This window comes from Aeromonas sp. Y293-4, assembly GCF_027705905.1.
Taxonomy (GTDB): domain Bacteria; phylum Pseudomonadota; class Gammaproteobacteria; order Enterobacterales; family Aeromonadaceae; genus Aeromonas; species Aeromonas veronii.
In genome coordinates this window covers 100697-116688 of sequence record NZ_JAPDCI010000014.1, presented here as the reverse complement: position 1 = coordinate 116688, position 15992 = coordinate 100697, and the positions used below count along the sequence as shown (strand labels likewise).

Sequence of the window (15992 nt, the reverse complement as noted above, 5' to 3'; positions counted from 1 at the left end):
ATATTAGCCATAGTTAAATGCCAACAATTCATTTTTACCATAGTAACAGATTGCCTAGAATGCGCTGGCTTAATACATCGGAGATTCAAATGCGTAGCTATCTGTTATTGCTGGCCATTGGCCTGCTGTGGGGTTCCCAGTTCATTTTCATGCACCAGGCCGTTGCCGAGTTGCCCCCCATTCTGGTGGCTGCCGGTCGTGCCTTGTGCGGCAGCCTGACCCTGGGTCTGCTCTGCCTGTTCATGCGGCTCAAGAGTGAGCACACCCCGTGGCGCACCTATATGCTGATCGCCCTGCTGGATGCCACCATCCCCTTCATCATGGTCGCCTGGGGCCAACAGTATGTGGATAGCGCCATCGCCGCCGTGGTCATGGGTTGTATCCCGTTTGTGACCATTCTGGCTGCACCGCTGTTTATTTCTGGTGAAAGAATCACCAAAACCGGCCTGCTTTCCGTGATCATCGGCTTTGCCGGTGTGCTCACCCTGTTCTGGCCGAAACTCTCCCAGGGCATGAACGCCGGCCTGCTCGGTGCCATGGCCATCCTGCTGGGTGCCAGCTGCTTCGCCATCGGCCTGCTGATGATCAAGCGCTTCGCCAAGGACCATCCGGTCGTGGTCGCCCGCAATATCCTGATCTCCTCGGCAATCCAGTTGCTGCTGGTCGCCCCCTTCATGGTTGACCTCAGCAGCCTGACCCTGCCGAGCACCCAGGCCCTGAGTGCGATCACCGTGCTGGGTACCCTCTGTACCGGTCTGGTCTACTTCCTCTACATGGCCCTCATCCAGAAGGCCGGCCCGACGTTCGCCTCCTTCAGCAACTATCTGGTGCCGCTGTTCGGCGTGATGCTGGGTGCCCTGTTCCTCGGCGAGCAGATCCACCCCACCACAGGTGTTGCTCTGGCCCTGATCCTCGGCTCGGTCGCCATGAACCAGTGGGCGCAACAGCGTCGCATGCAGCGCGAGGTCTCCCTATGTCAGGCATCCTGACCACACTGTGCGGTGGTCTGGTTCTGATTGCCGGCTGGCAATATCGCCAGCGGCTGGCCGGGATCCTGGGCCTGCTGATGGTACTGCTGCCCTGGTTCTTCGATAGCAAGCTGCAAGCCATGCTGAGCTATGCCCTGAATGCCTGAAGTCCATCTCTGAATGTGTGACGAGAGTCTATCTCTCCTGTTTTGGGACTGTTTTAAAAAACCTCCGATTTGTCCCCCCGCTACCGGCGCTCTGCGCCGGTTTTTTTATGTTCGAGATCAGGAGAAAACCGTTACCTGTTATCAACTGTTTTGATGGGGGACTGAGCTAATAGTGGTTTCTCACCAACAGTGAATCCTTAAAGAACTGGCTATCAGTAATGCAACCGACTCATTAAGGTGATTCACATGCGCAATGCTCTTGTCCTAGCCCATACCCTTCATACATTGGTGACCAATAGCCCGTTAGAAAACCTGTGCGTTGCCATAGCAGCGTTTGCCCTGATAAGACTGATAAACGCTTTTGCAGAGCTACTGACAACATAGAGTGTGAGCAACACCTTCACGGGAAACTTAGACGAGCTAGCCAGACTGATACACATTCCAACAGTCAGCCTGATATATCAGACTGACTGGCCAAAAAAGCCAACGACAACCATCTGAAATTCAAACCGAATAGCGATAGCTGAGTCGCTCGTTCTTGCGCGGCCCGGAGATCTGCCAGCTCAGCAGAAAACCGCCGTCGATCTCGGTCAACTCGGCACTATAGTGATCCGCCCCGCACAGATGGGGCTCGGCGGTCAGCCAGCGGCCATCTCCTTGCGGCAGCAGCTCGAACAGCTCGACCGGCGCCTCATAACGCAGATGGGAGAGACGGATCCCCCGTTCGCTGCGCTGCCACCAGAAGCGGTTGTGCATGGCGAGTTCCCTTCCATGAGGCGTTATGTAACGGCCCTGCTCGTTAAATAGCCAGCTCCCCTGATGATCGGTCACCTGCACACGCCCCTCGCCCCGACCATTCCAGTCGGTCGCCGACCCCTCGCTATTGCTGGCGGTAAAGGAAAATGCTCCGACCTGTGGCAATCGCGCCCATAAACGCTGGATTGCCGCTTCCATCTCGGCCATCATAGCCCCCTTAAAATTGACAACTGACGATAAATCAAACACATGAACTACTTGATAGGGGTCACCCTGCTCTGGTCATTCTCCTTCAGCCTGATCGGGGTCTACCTCGCTGGTCAGGTCGATGCCTACTTCTCGGTGCTGACCCGCATCGCCCTCGCCAGTCTGGTGTTTCTCCCCTTCCTGCGCCGCCGCTGGCTGCGCCCCGCTCTGGTAGGCAAACTGATGGCTCTCGGTGCCATCCAGCTCGGCATCATGTATCTCTTCTACTACCACTCCTTTCTGGTGCTGACGGTGCCGGAAGTGCTGGTCTTTACCATCTTCACCCCCATCTACGTCACCCTGCTCCACGACCTGCTGGAAGGGCGCTTCAAGCCCACCTATCTGTGGGGCGCCCTGCTGGCGGTGCTCGGGGCTGCCGTCATCCGCTTCGACGGCCTGACCGAAAGTTATGTGCTGGGATTTCTGGTGGTGCAGGGGGCCAACCTCTGTTTCGCGCTCGGTCAGGTGGGCTACAAGGTACTGCTGGCACGGGAGGCGGAGCAACCGCCGCAACTGGCGGTGTTCGGCTGCTTCTATCTGGGAGCGCTGGTGATCGCACTGCCCGCCTGGTGGCTGCTGGGCAAACCGCAATATCCGACGTCAGGGTTGCAGTGGGGCATTCTGCTCTGGCTGGGGGTGGGTGCCTCCGGCCTTGGCTACTTCCTCTGGAACAAGGGGGCGACGCTGGTCACCAGCGGGGTGCTGGCCATCATGAACAATGCGCTCATTCCGGCCGGCTTGCTGGTCAATCTGCTGCTCTGGGGCAAGGATACCGACCTGACCCGACTGACCATCGGCGGCCTGCTGATGCTGGCCTCGCTCTGGGTCTGCCAGCGTGACAAGCGCGGCCAACCCTGACCACACTCAGCCGACGACGGTGTTGTGCTCCCGTCTGGCCTGACTGTGACAGCTGGCCAGCCGGGCCAGCAGATGATCGAGCTGCTCGCCAGCCTGACTCTGCACCAGCCCGATGCTGACGGTGACCGGCCGCTGTGACAGCAGGCTGGCATCGGCAATCTCGAGGCGCAGCCGCTCGGCGATCTCCAGCGCACTCATCCGCTCGGTCTGGGAGAGCATCAGGATAAAACCGTCCTCATCCCAGCGGGCAAAGGGATCTTCCCGCCGCAGTTCGTGGCGTACGATACGCGCCAGCTTGGCCAGCATGGCGTCGCAAGCCGCTTCACCAAACAATTGCTGGATTTTGGCCATGTGATCGACCGAGAACTGCAGCAGACTGAAAGTGCCACTCTCGGTCGCCAGCCGCTCCTCCAGCAGTTGCTCGAAGCGGCCACGGCTCTCCAGTCCGGTCAGCGGATCGGTGCCATGTCGCTCCTCCACCAGCACGGCAGCGGGATCGAGGTGACGGACGACCCCCAGCAGATAACCCCGCTCATCGCGACGCATCCGCTCTTCCAGCCGGATGTAGTGACCGTGATGATGCAGAATGCGGTATTCGAGGCGCAGACCGCTGCTGCGGCCGCTCTGGCAGGCGAGCAGGGCATCTTCCAGCCGGGCAACATCGTCGGGATGCACCCGATCCAGCCAGCCAAGATCATCCGGCCAGCACTCTCCCAATCCCAACAGGCGCAGGCAGGAGGGATCACGCTGCAGTCCGTGTTGGGCTGACCAGCTCCAGATTCCCGCCTCCAGCAGCACCATGGCATCAGACAGCAGACCCGGATCAAGCCGGGCAGTCACATCGACCAAAGGTGTCTTGAGCATTTCCATGGGGCGCCTCGAAACAGGATCTGAATACCTGCTCAATAAGTAACATTGGCGTTCACGCCGAGCAACAGGGTCAGAGCGCTTTTCCCTGATACCCGTTCATCAAGGTCTGCCAGTTCTCCGGTACGAAGTGGAAACTGGTATGCAGTTGAGACTCTTTATTGAATGAACGGAGCAAGCGTTCCAGATTGGCCTTCTGCCATTCGCCGGGGGAGCGGATCGCACCCTTGTCAAAATCGATCACCCACACCTTGCCCTCTTTATCGAGCAGCAGGTTGTGGCTGTTGAGATCGGCGTGATAGACCCCGGCATCGTGCAGCTGACGCACCGTCTGACCTATCTTGTGCCACACCTCGGTCGCCACCGGCCCCTGCTTGAGCAGCGCCACCATATCCTTGGCACCGCGAATTCGCTCGATCAGGATATCAGCGCGATAGAAGGGGCCCTGTTTGACCATGCGGGCACCAAACGGACGTGGCACCGGTAGCCCCAACTCGCACAACTTGGCCAGCAGGGTGTATTCGGCCATGGCTCGGCTCGACTCGACCCCTTCGAACCAGAAGCGATCCCGCACCACCTTGCCCACCATGCCGCCGCGATAGTAGTGACGCAGCACCAGATGGCGGGACTCATCCTTGACGAACCAAGTCACCCCCCGCCCGATGGAGGTTCCCACCACCTGACGGTTGTTCTGCCACCAGGCAGGATCGAATAACTGGGGAGAAGGGTCGCGAAAGGCCCCTTCGGCATACCAGCAGATCTGGTTGTGTTCGGTCTGTACTCGCATCGTGGAGATCCCGCTCGGTGGGTCATGGATCGCAATTTTTCAATTGGCGATGAGGCTGCCGCTCTGGCATGCCCGCAATAGTGGCCTTTAATCAACGACGTGCAGAAACAGGTCATGGCGCAGGGCCCGGCCTATCCCGGCTGACGATTGTGCGCAATTTTACAATCCAGAGGGGAGTTTGCATAATGCCATCCACCCTTTTTGCCAGCCGTGCGCCACAACATGCCGCTATTTCAAACGCCCCCCTCCTCCATCTGCATCCTGCGGCTCTCCGCCATCGGGGATTGCTGCCACGCACTGGCGCTGGTGCGCGTCATCCAGCGGGAGTGGCCACAGACCCGTATCACCTGGATCACCGGCAAAATCGAGGCAACCCTGTTTGCCGATCTGCCCGGGGTCGAGGTGATCCCCTTCGACAAGAGCAAGGGGTGGCGCGGCTATCGCGATCTCTGGCATACCCTCAAGGGGCGCAAATTCGATGCCCTGCTCCACCTGCAGGCGGCGATGCGGGCCAGCATCGCAACCCTCGGCATCAAGGCCAAGGTCAAACTCGGGTTTGATCGGGAGCGGGCCAACGACGGCCAGTGGCTGTTCACCAACCACAAGGTGCCATCCCCTGCCTCTCCCCACGTGCTGGACGGTTTCCTCGCCTTTGCCAAAGAGCTCGGCATCAAGGATCTGACCCCGGACTGGCAACTGCCCATCAGCGCCGAACATCAGGCGTGGGCAAGGGAGAAAACTGGCGGCAAACCGACCCTGCTGATCTGCGCCGCCGCCAGCAAGGCGTTCAAAAACTGGACGGCTGCGGGTTATGCCGCACTGGCGGATCACGCTGCCAGCAAGGGTTTTCAGGTCTATCTCTGTGGCGGGCCGGCCAAACTGGAGCGGGATCTGGCTGCCGAGATCCGGCAACTCAGCCAGAGCAAGCCGGTCGATCTGGTGGGGCAGACCAACCTCAGGCAGCTGCTGGCGCTGATTAGCGAGGCGAGTCTGGTACTGGCCCCCGATACCGGCCCCACCCATATGGCCACCATAGTGGGCACGCCGGTGATCGGCCTCTATGCCCACCATAATCCGGCCCGCACCGGCCCATATCTCTGCCGCGACTACGTGGTCAGCGTCTATCAGGAGCTGGTCGAGCAGGAGACCGGCAAGCCGCTGGCCGAATTGAGCTGGCGCACCCGCCTCAAGGACCCGGAGGCCATGGCCAAGATCACCCATGAGCAGGTGATCGCCGCCTTCGAACGTCTCTGCGCAGATCGTCAGCTGCCGAACTGACAGGGTAACTCGGGAATTCCGAGCCATCAGGCAGGGATAACCCGATAGCCTCAGCCCCCAGCCAAAGGCACAATGCAGGCTGATGTGGGTTACGCTCCCGCAGCAAGCTACGAATACTTTGATCGGCTGGAATATGATTCCGGCCGTTTTTTTATTCGCCGCATTCTGGTAAAATTCGCCGCCTTTACATCCTCCTGACTCAAGAATTTTCCGCGTTTTGCGTTTGGCTGTCTCCCTTTCGGGCACAAGACGGCGGTCTCTGCTACAACCAAAACAGCGGTTTCGATTAAAGGTAATAATATGGCGCAACAAGGCACTCTCTATATCATCTCTTCTCCGAGCGGCGCGGGTAAATCCAGTCTGCTCAATGCCTTGCTGACCAACCACAATCAAGCTGGCAAGATGCAGCTATCGGTTTCCCACACCACTCGCGCCACCCGCCCGGGCGAAGAGCACGGCGTCCACTACCACTTCGTTCAGGTGGAAGAGTTCAAGGCGCTGATCGAGCGTGGTGATTTTCTGGAATGGGCCGAAGTGTTCGGCAACTACTACGGCACCTCACGCGCCGCCATTGAAGCCTGTCTGGCCAAGGGGATCGACGTATTCCTCGACATCGACTGGCAAGGTGCCCGCCAGATCCGCGAGCAGATGCCGACCAAATCCATTTTCATCCTGCCCCCCAGCCGCGAAGAGCTGGAACGCCGCCTGATTGGACGCGGTCAGGACAGCGCCGAAGTGATTGCCGGCCGGATGGCGAAAGCCATTGCCGAAATGGTGCACTACGACGAGTATGACTATGTCATTATCAATGAAGACTTCGAGCAGGCGCTGTTCCAGCTCAGGTCCATTATTGAGTGCCAACGGCTGGAGATGCGTCACCAGCAACAGGCTCAAAAAAACTTGCTGCAACAGCTACTGGCAGAGTAAGCCAAAAACAAGTAAACTTTTGCGTCATTTTTAAACACTGCTTTTCTTAATACAGAAAGCCCAAACACTGGAGTCCTGCATGGCACGCGTTACTGTAGAAGATGCTGTAAAACAGGTAGGTAACCGTTTTGACCTGGTGCTGGTCGCCGCGCGCCGCGCTCGTCAAATCGCGGTACAAGGCAAAGATCCCCTGGTCGACGAAGAGAACGACAAGCCGACTGTGATCGCCCTGCGTGAGATCGAGCTGGGTCTGGTGAACAATCAAGTGATGGACACCCAGGACCGCTACGAACAGCAAGAGCAGGAAGCCGCCGAGCTGGCTGCCGTTGCTGCCATCGCCGAAGGCCGCGGTTAAGTTATTCCTCCGGTTGGCACCCGCCCGGGTGCCGACTGTTCATCCCCATTTACAACCGCTCGAAAACCTCGCAAACTCAGGGCTATACCCTCAATTCCACGAATTGCCGTTTCACCGCTGCGGGGACTGTCTTGTATTTATTTGAAAACCTTAAAGAAATAGCCAGTTCCTACCTGCCGCCAGAGCAGGTTGAGAAGCTCAAGCAAGCCTATGTGGTGGCCCGCGATGCCCACCAGGGTCAGATGCGTTCCAGTGGCGAACCCTATATCACCCACCCCGTTGCCGTTGCCCGGATCCTGGGTGACATGCGCCTCGATCATGAAACCCTGATGGCCGCCGTGCTGCACGACGTCATCGAAGACACCTCTGTCACCAAGGCCGATCTGGCCGAACAATTCGGCAATGCGGTTGCAGAACTGGTGGCCGGGGTCTCCAAGCTCGACAAGCTGAAATTTCGCGATCGCAAAGAGGCGCAGGCCGAGAACTTCCGCAAGATGGTGATGGCAATGACCCAGGATATCCGGGTCATTCTGATCAAGCTGGCCGACCGCACCCACAATATGCGCACCCTGGGCTCCCTGCGCCCGGACAAGCGCCGCCGCATCGCCCGGGAAACCCTCGAAATCTTCGCCCCCATCGCCAACCGCCTCGGTATTCATACCATGAAGAACGAGCTGGAAGAGCTGGGCTTCGAGGCGCTCTATCCGATGCGATCCCGTGTGCTGCGCGAATCGGTGCGCCGCGCCCGTGGCAATCGCCGCGAGATCATCGACTCCATCCAGAGCGAAATCAGCGGTCGCCTGAAAGAGGCTGGCATAGAGCATCAGGTCAGTGGCCGCGAGAAGAATCTGTTCTCCATCTACAACAAGATGGAGAAAAAAGAGCTGCAATTTCATGAGGTAATGGATATCTACGCCTTTCGGGTCAAGGTGAAGGACATAGATACCTGTTACCGGGTGCTGGGGCAGATGCACAGCCTCTACAAGCCGCGCCCCGGCCGCTTCAAGGATTACATCGCCATCCCCAAGACCAACGGTTACCAGTCGCTGCACACCTCGCTGGTGGGGCCGCACGGGGTGCCGGTGGAGGTGCAGATCCGCACCGAATTCATGGATCAGATGGCCGATAAAGGGGTTGCCGCCCACTGGGCCTACAAGCAGGATGGCGACAGCTCGGGCACCACGGCTCAGATCCGCGCCCAGCGCTGGATGCAGAGCCTGCTGGAATTGCAGCAGAGCGCCGGCAGCTCGTTTGAATTTATCGAAGGGGTCAAGACCGACCTGTTCCCCGACGAGATCTACGTCTTTACCCCCGAAGGGCGCATCATGGAGCTGCCCGCTGGCGCCACGCCGGTGGACTTCGCCTACACGGTGCACACCGACATCGGCCACGCCTGTGTCGGTTCGCGGGTCGACCGCCACCCCTACCCGCTCAGCAGCCCGCTGCATTCGGGTCAGACGGTGGAGATCATCACGGCGCCGGGCGCCCGCCCCAACGCGGCCTGGCTCAACTTTGTGGTGACCACCAAGGCACGCTCCAAGATCCGCCAGTTCCTCAAGAACCTGCGCACCGAAGAGTCGGTGGTGCTGGGTCGCCGCCTGCTCAACCATGCGCTGGGCGCCAAGAATATCGAAGACATCCCCGAACCGCGCATCAAGCAGGTGCTGGCCGATACCAAGCACGAGAACCTGCAGGGGCTGCTGGCCGATGTGGGCCTCGGCAACGCCATGAGCGTCATGGTGGCGCGCCGCATGCTGGGGGATGAACTGCCGCCGGAAGAGCAACCCAAGTCCAGCAGCAAAAAGATGCCGATCAAGGGTGCCGACGGCATGCTGGTCACCTTCGCCAACTGCTGCCGCCCGATCCCGGGGGATGCCATCATCGCCCACATCAGCCCGGGCAAGGGGCTGGTGATCCACCAGGAAACCTGTCGCAACATCAAGGGCTACAGCAAAGAGCCGGACAAGTACCTGCCAGTGCAGTGGGAAGTGGACAAGGAGCAGGAACAGGAGTTCCGCACCGGCATCAGCATCGAGATCATCAATCATCAGGGTGCGCTGGCCGAGCTGGCCAACGTGATTGCCGCCACCGGCGCCAATATTCACGCCATCAGCACTGAAGAGAAGGATGGCCGGGTCTATCAGGTCAGCCTGCTCATCACCACCAAGAGCCGCATCCACCTGGCCAACATCATGCGCAAGATCCGCGTGATGCCCAACGTGCTCAAGGTGAGCCGACAGAAGAACTGAATACAGGCGGCGCAAGCCGCCTGCTGCTTTTATAGAGACAAGCCATGACCCCCGAACGCTTCAAGCGCATCACCGACATGCTGGCCCAGCGTCAGCTCGATTTGACCGTCTGTATGGAAGAGGTCCATAAACCTCACAATCTGGCCGCCATCGTGCGTACCGCCGATGCCATCGGCATCCACCGGGTACACGCCGTCTGGCCCAAAACCTGGATCCACAAACGCAAGGGCACCGCCCGCGGCAGCCAGAACTGGGTGGATGTAAAATTGCACCCGGATATCGGCAGCGCCGTGGCCGAGCTGAAAGCCTCCGGCATGCAGATCCTGGCGACCCATCTCTCCGACAGCTCGGTCGATTTTCGCGCCATCGACTACACCAAACCGACCGCCATCCTGGTGGGTCAGGAGAAGCACGGCATCGGTGACGAGGCGCTGGCACTGGCCGATCACCATATCGTCATCCCCATGGTCGGCATGGTGCAGTCCCTCAACGTCTCGGTGGCGGCTGCCGCCATCCTCTACGAAGCGCAGCGCCAGCGCGAGCTGGCCGGTTGCTATCAGCGCGGCTGCCCGCTCACGCTGGAGGAGCAGAACAGTATCCTGTTCGAGGGGGGTTACCCCATCTATGCCCAGCTCTGCAAAGAGAAAGAGATGCCCTATCCCCAGCTCGGCCCGGCCGGTGAAATTCTGGCGGACGAAGAGTGGTGGCAGCGGATGCAGCTGACCCGCAAAGGCTGGGCGCAACAGAGCGAGCAGGACGATCCGCAGGAGGAGTGATGGAGAACCCTTTTGGCAGCTGGCTGGAATCGCAAATCATCCGGGATCACCTGACCAACCCGAACATAGAGGCCGGCGACTACAGCTACTACTCCGGCTACTACCACGGCAAGCCGTTCGAGGATCACTGCGTCCGCTACCTGCTCGGCGATGGCTCGACCCGTGCCAGCTGGGACAGCGGCCAGTGGGGCACGGAAGTAGACCGCCTGATCATCGGCAAGTTCTGCTCCATCGCCTCGGGTGCCACCTTCATGCTGGCGGGCAATCAGGGCCACCGGCTGGACTGGGTCTCCACCTTCCCGTTCAATCCCGACACCTTTGGCGAAGGGGCCTGCAGCGGCTTTCTGCGCAAGGGGGACACCCGGATTGGCAACGATGTCTGGATCGGCTCGGAAGCGATGATCATGCCCGGCATCACCATAGGTGATGGCGCCGTCATCGCCACCCGCGCCGTGGTGACCAAAGATGTGGCCCCTTACACCATAGTCGGCGGCAACCCGGCCAAAACGATCCGCCGTCGCTTCAGTGATGAGCAGATCCTCATGCTGCAAGAGATGCAGTGGTGGGACTGGCCCCTGCCCCGCTTGCAAGCCAGCATGGCGCTGCTCTGCTCGGGGGATATCGCCGCCCTTTATCACCATTGGCAACAGGAGTGTGCCTGATGAAACCCCTCTCTCTTTCCCTGTTGGCCCTGACCCTGTTTTCTGCCGGAGCCCTTGCCGTGACCAATACCTATCAGCTCACCAGCGAAGCCGATGTACCCAGCCTCTACCAGCAAACCCTGCCCGACTTCTGGCGCCAACATGCGGTTGAAGGGGAGTTCAAGGGCAAGGACGGGGTGACCATCCGCTATGCTGCGCTACGGCAAGCCAAGGTTGATCGCGCCATCCTCATCGTCAATGGCCGGGTCGAGAGCTACCTCAAGTATCAGGAGCTGGCGTGGGATCTCTGGCGTCAGGGCTACAGCCTCTATCTCATCGACCATCGCGGTCAGGGGATGTCCGGCCGGATGCTGGATGATCCACAGAAGGGATATGTCGACCAGTTCGACGATTATGTGCTCGATCTCAAGCAGTTTCACGACCAGATAATCATGGCGGACCAACCTGCCAAGCTGTTCCTGCTGGCCCACTCCATGGGCGGGGCCATCTCAGCCCGCTATCTGGAGCGCTGGCCCGATGATATCAAGGCGGCCGTTCTCTCCTCCCCCATGCTGGGCATCAATCTCGGCGGTCTGCCCAAGTGGCTGGCCAAGGGATTGGCTAGCACCATAGGCACGGTCGGCGGTTGGTTTGGCGAACCACCCTATGGGCCGGGTCAGAGCGCCTATCAGGATCACGGCTTTGCCGATAACGAACTGACTCACAGCCAGCCCCGCTATCAGGCCTTCCGCCAAATCTACGAGCAGCACCCGCAGATCAAGCTGGGTGGCGCCACCGCCCACTGGATTTATCAGGGGATCACAGGTGCCGATGCCGCCATTGCCGATGCGGGCGCCATCAAAACCCCGCTGCTGGTGCTGCAAGCTGGCAACGACAGCGTGGTGGACAATGCCGCGCAGGATCGCTTCTGCACCATTGCCAAGTGTGAAGGGGGCAAACCGCTGCGCATCGAGGGAGCCTGGCACGAACTGTTTATCGAATCCGATGACAAACGCCAGCCCGCCCTGACCGCGATGGTCGACTTTTTCGCCCGCTTCTGAGCTGGCTATTTTTTGTAACCCTAAATAAATGGGGTGACAGTGCGGGCTAAGGTAAACTGCCCCTGTTTTTAATCGATGCCGAGGTAATGATGTTCAAGGTAGTTGTATCCGATCTCGATGGCACTCTGCTCAACAAGCAGCACCAGATCTCTCCCCGTACCCGGGATACCCTGCACCGCCTGGTAGAACAAGGTGTGAAATTCGTGGTCGCCACCGGCCGTCATCACGTTGACGTACGCAGCTTCCGCGATGCGCTGGGGATGGACATCTACCTCATTACCTCCAATGGCGCCGTAGTCCATGACAAACAGGATCAGCTGATTTTCAACCAGCCGCTGCCGACCGAGATCGCCGCCGAACTGGTTGCGCTCGAACGCGACCCCTCTATCCACCTCAATGTCTATCAGGGTGATGACTGGGTGGTGGAAGAGGAGCTGCCCTGGTTGCTGCAGTTCCACGACGAGTCAGGGTTCACCTACCGTCTGGTCGATGACCTGAAACAGGAACCGAAAGAGCAGATCAACAAGGTGTTCTACATCGGTGACCACGAGAAGCTGCTGAAGATCGAGGCGCACCTCAACCAGCGCTATGGCGATCAGCTCAATGTCACCTTCTCCCTGCCGGACTGTCTCGAAGTGATGCACGCCGGGGTGCATAAGGGCAATGCGGTGCGTGCCGTGCTGGAGCAGAACGGGTTCGATATGTCCGAGGCGATCGCCTTCGGGGATGGCATGAACGACTTCGAGATGTTGACCATGGTGGGACGCGGCATCGTGATGGGCAACGCCCATGACCGCCTGAAAATGGCGCTGCCGGAGTATGAGCAGACCCTCACCTCCGACGAAGATGGCGTCGCTGTCTATCTGGAGAAGCTGTTCGAACTGGAGAGCGTCAGCGCCGCCTGATCCTATTCATCCCGACATCCGATTCAGCAAAGCCTCACCATGTGAGGCTTTGTTTTTTCAGGGTTTCCAGCCAGGGATTGGGCCGCTGCCAGCTGAAGCTCTGGTTCGCTCCGCCGTAGCATTCAGCCAGTCGCAGCGGCGTGCCGGGGGTATGGCGTCGCCCGGCCACATCGAGGCAGCGGGAAACCTTGCTGTTGAACAGCCTGTCTTTCTGCCACTCCCACTGCGCCTGACCGTCACAGGGTGCCAGCATCACTTCGCTGTCGTTTTTGGCTTGCAGGCAGAGATCCTGCAGGCGCAACTCACCCAGATCCCACTCGAACAGTTGATCGTCTTTTCCGCTGCAAGGTTGTGCCAACACCTTCTGTTGGGACACCGCAACGCAAAAATCACCGCTGGTCAGCAAGGGGGAGAGAGAGCGCTCCTCCTGCGGTTGTGATGCAATGGAGCCCATCATCACATCGGTGGATGGCGGCTTGATGGTACAGCCACCCAGCAGCAAGGCAGCCAGCAGGGCGGGAGAGCAAGCAAAGGAAATTTTGTTATTCATGGAAAAATGCCTGAAATGGGCCGATGACATCCGGTTGTCAGTGACTCGAGGCTGAAGCATAACCGAAAGGCGGGGCGCGCTGCCCAAATAGAGTGTAAACAGACGTAACAGGGAGAGAGTACTGGCACGGCGGAGGCCGGAAAGCAAAAAACCCCGCCTAAGCGAGGTTTTTCTAAATGTGGTCGGTGATAAAGGATTCGAACCTTTGACCCTCTGGTCCCAAACCAGATGCGCTACCGGACTGCGCTAATCACCGAGGCTATTTCTTTCAAAATAGTTTACTTCAAAAAAACAAAGACGACCTGATAGTCATCCTCGTCATACAGCAAGTATGGTGCGAAGAGAGGGACTCGAACCCTCACACCCGGGGGGCACTAACACCTGAAGCTAGCGCGTCTACCAATTCCGCCACCTTCGCGTACCTGACAAGCTGTAAAATGGGGTGGCTGATGGGGCTCGAACCCACGACAACCGGAATCACAATCCGGGACTCTACCAACTGAGCTACAGCCACCACAGCTGTTTTCGTTCCACAACAACGCCCGTTTAACCGACGCACTTTTGATGGTGCGCCCGACAGGATTCGAACCTGTGACCTCTGCCTCCGGAGGGCAGCGCTCTATCCAGCTGAGCTACGGGCGCTACGCTGTCGAACGGGGCGCATTATTAATGATGGTTGCTGGTTTGTCTACACTTTTCTGTCACCGAAACACTGTTCGTTGTTTTTTCAAGCACATTGCGCACTTTTCTTCCACTATTCCCCTGCTGGCAGCCGAAAAGGGGCAGATCGCAGTCGCAAATCGCCTTGCTGCCTTGACTTGATTTGATGCCCATCTAGAATGAATGAACGTTCATTCAATCGAAAGTCACACTGATGATTCTGGATAAAAAAGAGAGCATCTTCAACGCGGCCCATGAGGTGCTGGGTGAACGGGGTTTTCATGGTCTGTCGATTGCTGAAGTCGCCAAGAAAGCCAATGTTGCCACCGGCACCATCTATCGCTACTTCGGCGACAAGGATGATCTGATCCGGCAACTGCACCAGCACACTATCTTGCAGTGTGTGCCCATGGTCATGGCCGATGTAGCAATCGATAAAGTTTCATTTCAACAATTTCGCCAATTATGGCTCAATATTCATGCCATTTTTGTTAACGAACCCAACGCTATCCGGTGCAAATTGCAGTACGAGAGCTCTCCGCTAGGGGCAGAATTGGAGACCAATCCTGTCATTCTGGCCGCCTGGGAACCTCTGGACCGATTTTTTGAACAGGGCGTTGAACAAGGATTGTTTATTGATTTACCGATACGGGCACTCCAGGTGTTGAGTCTGGACAGTGTCATGCATCTGGCCCTGCAGTGCAGGGTGCACAACATCACGCTGACCGAATCGCAGTTGGAAACCGCGATCCGGGCCAGCTGGAATGCCATTTTATCCCCCAATCTTTCCACCTCAGGAGCCTGTTCATGAAAAAGTGGATGGCCATTATGTTGCTGATAGCGATCGCCTTGTTTGGCAGCGTCATCGGCTTCAATTTGTTCAAACAGAAGATGATTGCCCAATACATGGCCAACCGGCCGGAACCCGAGTTCCCCGTCACCGCCATGGTGACCAAGGCGCAGGATTGGGTACCGACCATCGAAGCGATTGGCTTCATCGAGCCGAATCAGGGGGTGACCCTCTCCACCGAACTGGCCGGTACCATTGACGCCATCACCTTCGAGTCAGGCAAACCGGTCAAGGCAGACCAGTTGCTGCTGAGCCTGGACTCCACCGTGGAGCGGGCCAATCTGCGCGCCTCCCAGGCCAAGCTGCCGGCGGCAAAAGCCAAGTTCGATCGTTTCCAGAACCTCTACAAGACCAGCTCCATCTCCAAAGAGCAGCTGGATGAGGCGGAAGCGGCCTATCGCTCACTGGAAGCAGATATCGAGAGTCTGAAGGCGACCATTGCCCGTCGTGAAGTCCGTGCGCCCTTTAGCGGCGTGGTCGGCCTGCGCAATGTGTTCCTCGGTCAGTATCTGCAGCCGGGCACAGATATCGTGCGCCTGGAGGATACCAGCGTGATGCGCCTGCGCTTCACCGTGCCCCAGACCGATATCTCCAAAATCAAGCTGGGCCAGACCATCAAGATCAATGTGGATGCTTATCCACAAACCCAGTTTGACGGCCATATCACCGCCATCGAACCTGCGGTCAACTTCCAGAGCGGCCTGATCCAGGTACAGGCAGACATTCCGAACAACGACGGTCAGCTGCGTTCCGGTATGTTCGCCCGCGCCAGCATCATTCTGCCGACGGTGAAAGATCAGATCGTGATCCCGCAAACCGCTATCTCCTTCACCCTTTACGGTCAGAACGTCTACGTGCTCAAAGAGGGCGAAGAGACCGACAAAGAGGGTAACAAGGTGAAAGTGCTGCGAGCCAAGCAGGTTGTGGTCAAGGCCGGTGAGCGCCGTGGCAACGATGTGCATGTGCTCTCCGGCATCCAGGCCGGTGACCAGATCGTACTGTCGGGTCAGGTTCGCCTGAGCAACGACACCAAGGTGCATGTGGTCGAGAACGATGCCCTGGCCGTTCCGGCACAAACCCCGATGCTGTAA

At 58.6% G+C, this 15992-nt stretch carries 17 protein-coding genes and 4 tRNA genes; 13 read left to right on the top strand and 8 right to left on the bottom strand.

The features are described 5' to 3' along the window. Positions 1-89 precede the first annotated feature (89 nt). Both OKC31_RS15835 and OKC31_RS15830 read left to right on the top strand, forming a co-directional pair. On the top strand, positions 90-989 hold the full coding sequence (locus OKC31_RS15835) for a DMT family transporter (RefSeq protein WP_005355734.1): 900 nt from the start codon (positions 90-92) through the stop codon (positions 987-989). Continuing rightward, the gene (locus OKC31_RS15830; RefSeq protein WP_005339236.1) at positions 974-1135 is read left to right on the top strand and encodes a hypothetical protein; all 162 of its coding nucleotides are present in this window, start codon (positions 974-976) and stop codon (positions 1133-1135) included. The genes OKC31_RS15835 and OKC31_RS15830 overlap by 16 nt, the downstream gene beginning before the upstream one ends. 504 nt (positions 1136-1639) lie before the next feature. Here the strand turns inward: OKC31_RS15830 and OKC31_RS15825 are convergent. After that, a complete protein-coding gene (locus OKC31_RS15825; RefSeq protein WP_247823693.1) occupies positions 1640-2101 on the bottom strand; it encodes a DUF6314 family protein in 462 nt (153 codons plus the stop codon). 39 nt (positions 2102-2140) lie between these two features. Here OKC31_RS15825 and OKC31_RS15820 point away from each other — a divergent pair, with 39 nt between their 5' ends. After that, positions 2141-2995, top strand: coding sequence for a carboxylate/amino acid/amine transporter (locus OKC31_RS15820; RefSeq protein WP_247823694.1), 855 nt, complete (start codon positions 2141-2143; stop codon positions 2993-2995). A gap of 6 nt (positions 2996-3001) precedes the next feature. Here OKC31_RS15820 and OKC31_RS15815 read toward each other — a convergent pair whose 3' ends face one another. Beyond that, positions 3002-3865 (bottom strand): GGDEF domain-containing protein, encoded by an 864-nt coding sequence (locus OKC31_RS15815; RefSeq protein ID WP_247823695.1) that lies wholly within the window; start codon positions 3863-3865, stop codon positions 3002-3004. A 70-nt stretch (positions 3866-3935) separates the two neighbouring features. Beyond that, entirely contained in the window at positions 3936-4649 is a 714-nt protein-coding gene (locus tag OKC31_RS15810) for a 3-deoxy-D-manno-octulosonic acid kinase (protein WP_005339249.1), read from the bottom strand. A 222-nt stretch (positions 4650-4871) separates the two neighbouring features. On the opposite strand from OKC31_RS15810, the gene OKC31_RS15805 reads away from it, so the two are divergent. The 8 genes from OKC31_RS15805 to OKC31_RS15770 all read left to right on the top strand — a co-directional run bounded on the left by OKC31_RS15805 (position 4872) and on the right by OKC31_RS15770 (position 12841). Next, positions 4872-5927 carry a glycosyltransferase family 9 protein gene (locus OKC31_RS15805; RefSeq protein WP_247823696.1) on the top strand — a complete coding sequence of 352 codons (1056 nt, stop codon included), beginning with the start codon at positions 4872-4874 and terminating at the stop codon, positions 5925-5927. Positions 5928-6227: 300 nt separating this feature from the next. After that, entirely contained in the window at positions 6228-6854 is a 627-nt protein-coding gene (gene gmk / locus OKC31_RS15800; RefSeq protein WP_005339253.1) for a guanylate kinase, read from the top strand. A 79-nt stretch (positions 6855-6933) separates the two neighbouring features. Next, the gene (gene rpoZ / locus OKC31_RS15795) at positions 6934-7209 is read left to right on the top strand and encodes a DNA-directed RNA polymerase subunit omega (RefSeq protein WP_005307060.1); all 276 of its coding nucleotides are present in this window, start codon (positions 6934-6936) and stop codon (positions 7207-7209) included. A gap of 131 nt (positions 7210-7340) precedes the next feature. Then, the gene (gene spoT / locus OKC31_RS15790; RefSeq protein WP_042063569.1) at positions 7341-9458 is read left to right on the top strand and encodes a bifunctional GTP diphosphokinase/guanosine-3',5'-bis pyrophosphate 3'-pyrophosphohydrolase; all 2118 of its coding nucleotides are present in this window, start codon (positions 7341-7343) and stop codon (positions 9456-9458) included. A gap of 44 nt (positions 9459-9502) precedes the next feature. After that, a complete protein-coding gene (gene trmH / locus OKC31_RS15785) occupies positions 9503-10234 on the top strand; it encodes a tRNA (guanosine(18)-2'-O)-methyltransferase TrmH (RefSeq protein ID WP_197928241.1) in 732 nt (243 codons plus the stop codon). After that, entirely contained in the window at positions 10234-10896 is a 663-nt protein-coding gene (locus tag OKC31_RS15780) for a CatB-related O-acetyltransferase (RefSeq protein ID WP_247823697.1), read from the top strand. Before trmH ends, OKC31_RS15780 begins: the two co-directional genes overlap by 1 nt. Beyond that, entirely contained in the window at positions 10896-11936 is a 1041-nt protein-coding gene (locus tag OKC31_RS15775) for an alpha/beta fold hydrolase (RefSeq protein ID WP_247823698.1), read from the top strand. The genes OKC31_RS15780 and OKC31_RS15775 overlap by 1 nt, the downstream gene beginning before the upstream one ends. Before the next feature lie 89 nt (positions 11937-12025). Further along, positions 12026-12841 carry a Cof-type HAD-IIB family hydrolase gene (locus OKC31_RS15770; RefSeq protein WP_247824157.1) on the top strand — a complete coding sequence of 272 codons (816 nt, stop codon included), beginning with the start codon at positions 12026-12028 and terminating at the stop codon, positions 12839-12841. 34 nt (positions 12842-12875) lie between these two features. On the opposite strand, the gene OKC31_RS15765 is transcribed toward OKC31_RS15770, so the two are convergent. The 5 genes from OKC31_RS15765 to OKC31_RS15745 all read right to left on the bottom strand — a co-directional run bounded on the left by OKC31_RS15765 (position 12876) and on the right by OKC31_RS15745 (position 14033). Continuing rightward, the gene (locus OKC31_RS15765; RefSeq protein ID WP_005339265.1) at positions 12876-13391 is read right to left on the bottom strand and encodes a ricin-type beta-trefoil lectin domain protein; all 516 of its coding nucleotides are present in this window, start codon (positions 13389-13391) and stop codon (positions 12876-12878) included. 179 nt (positions 13392-13570) lie between these two features. Further along, a tRNA-Pro gene (locus OKC31_RS15760) sits at positions 13571-13647 on the bottom strand. A gap of 76 nt (positions 13648-13723) precedes the next feature. Continuing rightward, positions 13724-13809, bottom strand: a tRNA-Leu gene (locus OKC31_RS15755). Between the two features lie 20 nt (positions 13810-13829). After that, positions 13830-13905: transfer RNA gene (locus OKC31_RS15750), tRNA-His, on the bottom strand. Between the two features lie 51 nt (positions 13906-13956). Then, a tRNA-Arg gene (locus tag OKC31_RS15745) sits at positions 13957-14033 on the bottom strand. A 232-nt stretch (positions 14034-14265) separates the two neighbouring features. On the opposite strand from OKC31_RS15745, the gene OKC31_RS15740 reads away from it, so the two are divergent. After that, positions 14266-14862, top strand: coding sequence for a TetR/AcrR family transcriptional regulator (locus OKC31_RS15740; protein ID WP_005339267.1), 597 nt, complete (start codon positions 14266-14268; stop codon positions 14860-14862). Beyond that, positions 14859-15992 carry an efflux RND transporter periplasmic adaptor subunit gene (locus OKC31_RS15735; protein ID WP_005355753.1) on the top strand — a complete coding sequence of 378 codons (1134 nt, stop codon included), beginning with the start codon at positions 14859-14861 and terminating at the stop codon, positions 15990-15992. The genes OKC31_RS15740 and OKC31_RS15735 overlap by 4 nt, the downstream gene beginning before the upstream one ends.

Excerpts from the sequence above, each read along its gene's own strand:
- OKC31_RS15830 (WP_005339236.1), top strand. The coding sequence starts at position 974 with ATGTCAGGCATCCTGACCACACTGTGCGGTGGTCTGGTTCTGATTGCC.
- trmH (WP_197928241.1), top strand. The coding sequence starts at position 9,503 with ATGACCCCCGAACGCTTCAAGCGCATCACCGACATGCTGGCCCAGCGT.
- gmk (WP_005339253.1), top strand. The coding sequence starts at position 6,228 with ATGGCGCAACAAGGCACTCTCTATATCATCTCTTCTCCGAGCGGCGCG.
- OKC31_RS15815 (WP_247823695.1), bottom strand. The coding sequence starts at position 3,865 with ATGGAAATGCTCAAGACACCTTTGGTCGATGTGACTGCCCGGCTTGAT.
- OKC31_RS15765 (WP_005339265.1), bottom strand. The coding sequence starts at position 13,391 with ATGAATAACAAAATTTCCTTTGCTTGCTCTCCCGCCCTGCTGGCTGCC.
- OKC31_RS15805 (WP_247823696.1), top strand. The coding sequence starts at position 4,872 with ATGCCGCTATTTCAAACGCCCCCCTCCTCCATCTGCATCCTGCGGCTC.
- rpoZ (WP_005307060.1), top strand. The coding sequence starts at position 6,934 with ATGGCACGCGTTACTGTAGAAGATGCTGTAAAACAGGTAGGTAACCGT.
- OKC31_RS15835 (WP_005355734.1), top strand. The coding sequence starts at position 90 with ATGCGTAGCTATCTGTTATTGCTGGCCATTGGCCTGCTGTGGGGTTCC.
- OKC31_RS15775 (WP_247823698.1), top strand. The coding sequence starts at position 10,896 with ATGAAACCCCTCTCTCTTTCCCTGTTGGCCCTGACCCTGTTTTCTGCC.
- OKC31_RS15770 (WP_247824157.1), top strand. The coding sequence starts at position 12,026 with ATGTTCAAGGTAGTTGTATCCGATCTCGATGGCACTCTGCTCAACAAG.
- OKC31_RS15780 (WP_247823697.1), top strand. The coding sequence starts at position 10,234 with ATGGAGAACCCTTTTGGCAGCTGGCTGGAATCGCAAATCATCCGGGAT.
- OKC31_RS15825 (WP_247823693.1), bottom strand. The coding sequence starts at position 2,101 with ATGATGGCCGAGATGGAAGCGGCAATCCAGCGTTTATGGGCGCGATTG.
- OKC31_RS15820 (WP_247823694.1), top strand. The coding sequence starts at position 2,141 with ATGAACTACTTGATAGGGGTCACCCTGCTCTGGTCATTCTCCTTCAGC.
- OKC31_RS15810 (WP_005339249.1), bottom strand. The coding sequence starts at position 4,649 with ATGCGAGTACAGACCGAACACAACCAGATCTGCTGGTATGCCGAAGGG.
- OKC31_RS15740 (WP_005339267.1), top strand. The coding sequence starts at position 14,266 with ATGATTCTGGATAAAAAAGAGAGCATCTTCAACGCGGCCCATGAGGTG.
- OKC31_RS15735 (WP_005355753.1), top strand. The coding sequence starts at position 14,859 with ATGAAAAAGTGGATGGCCATTATGTTGCTGATAGCGATCGCCTTGTTT.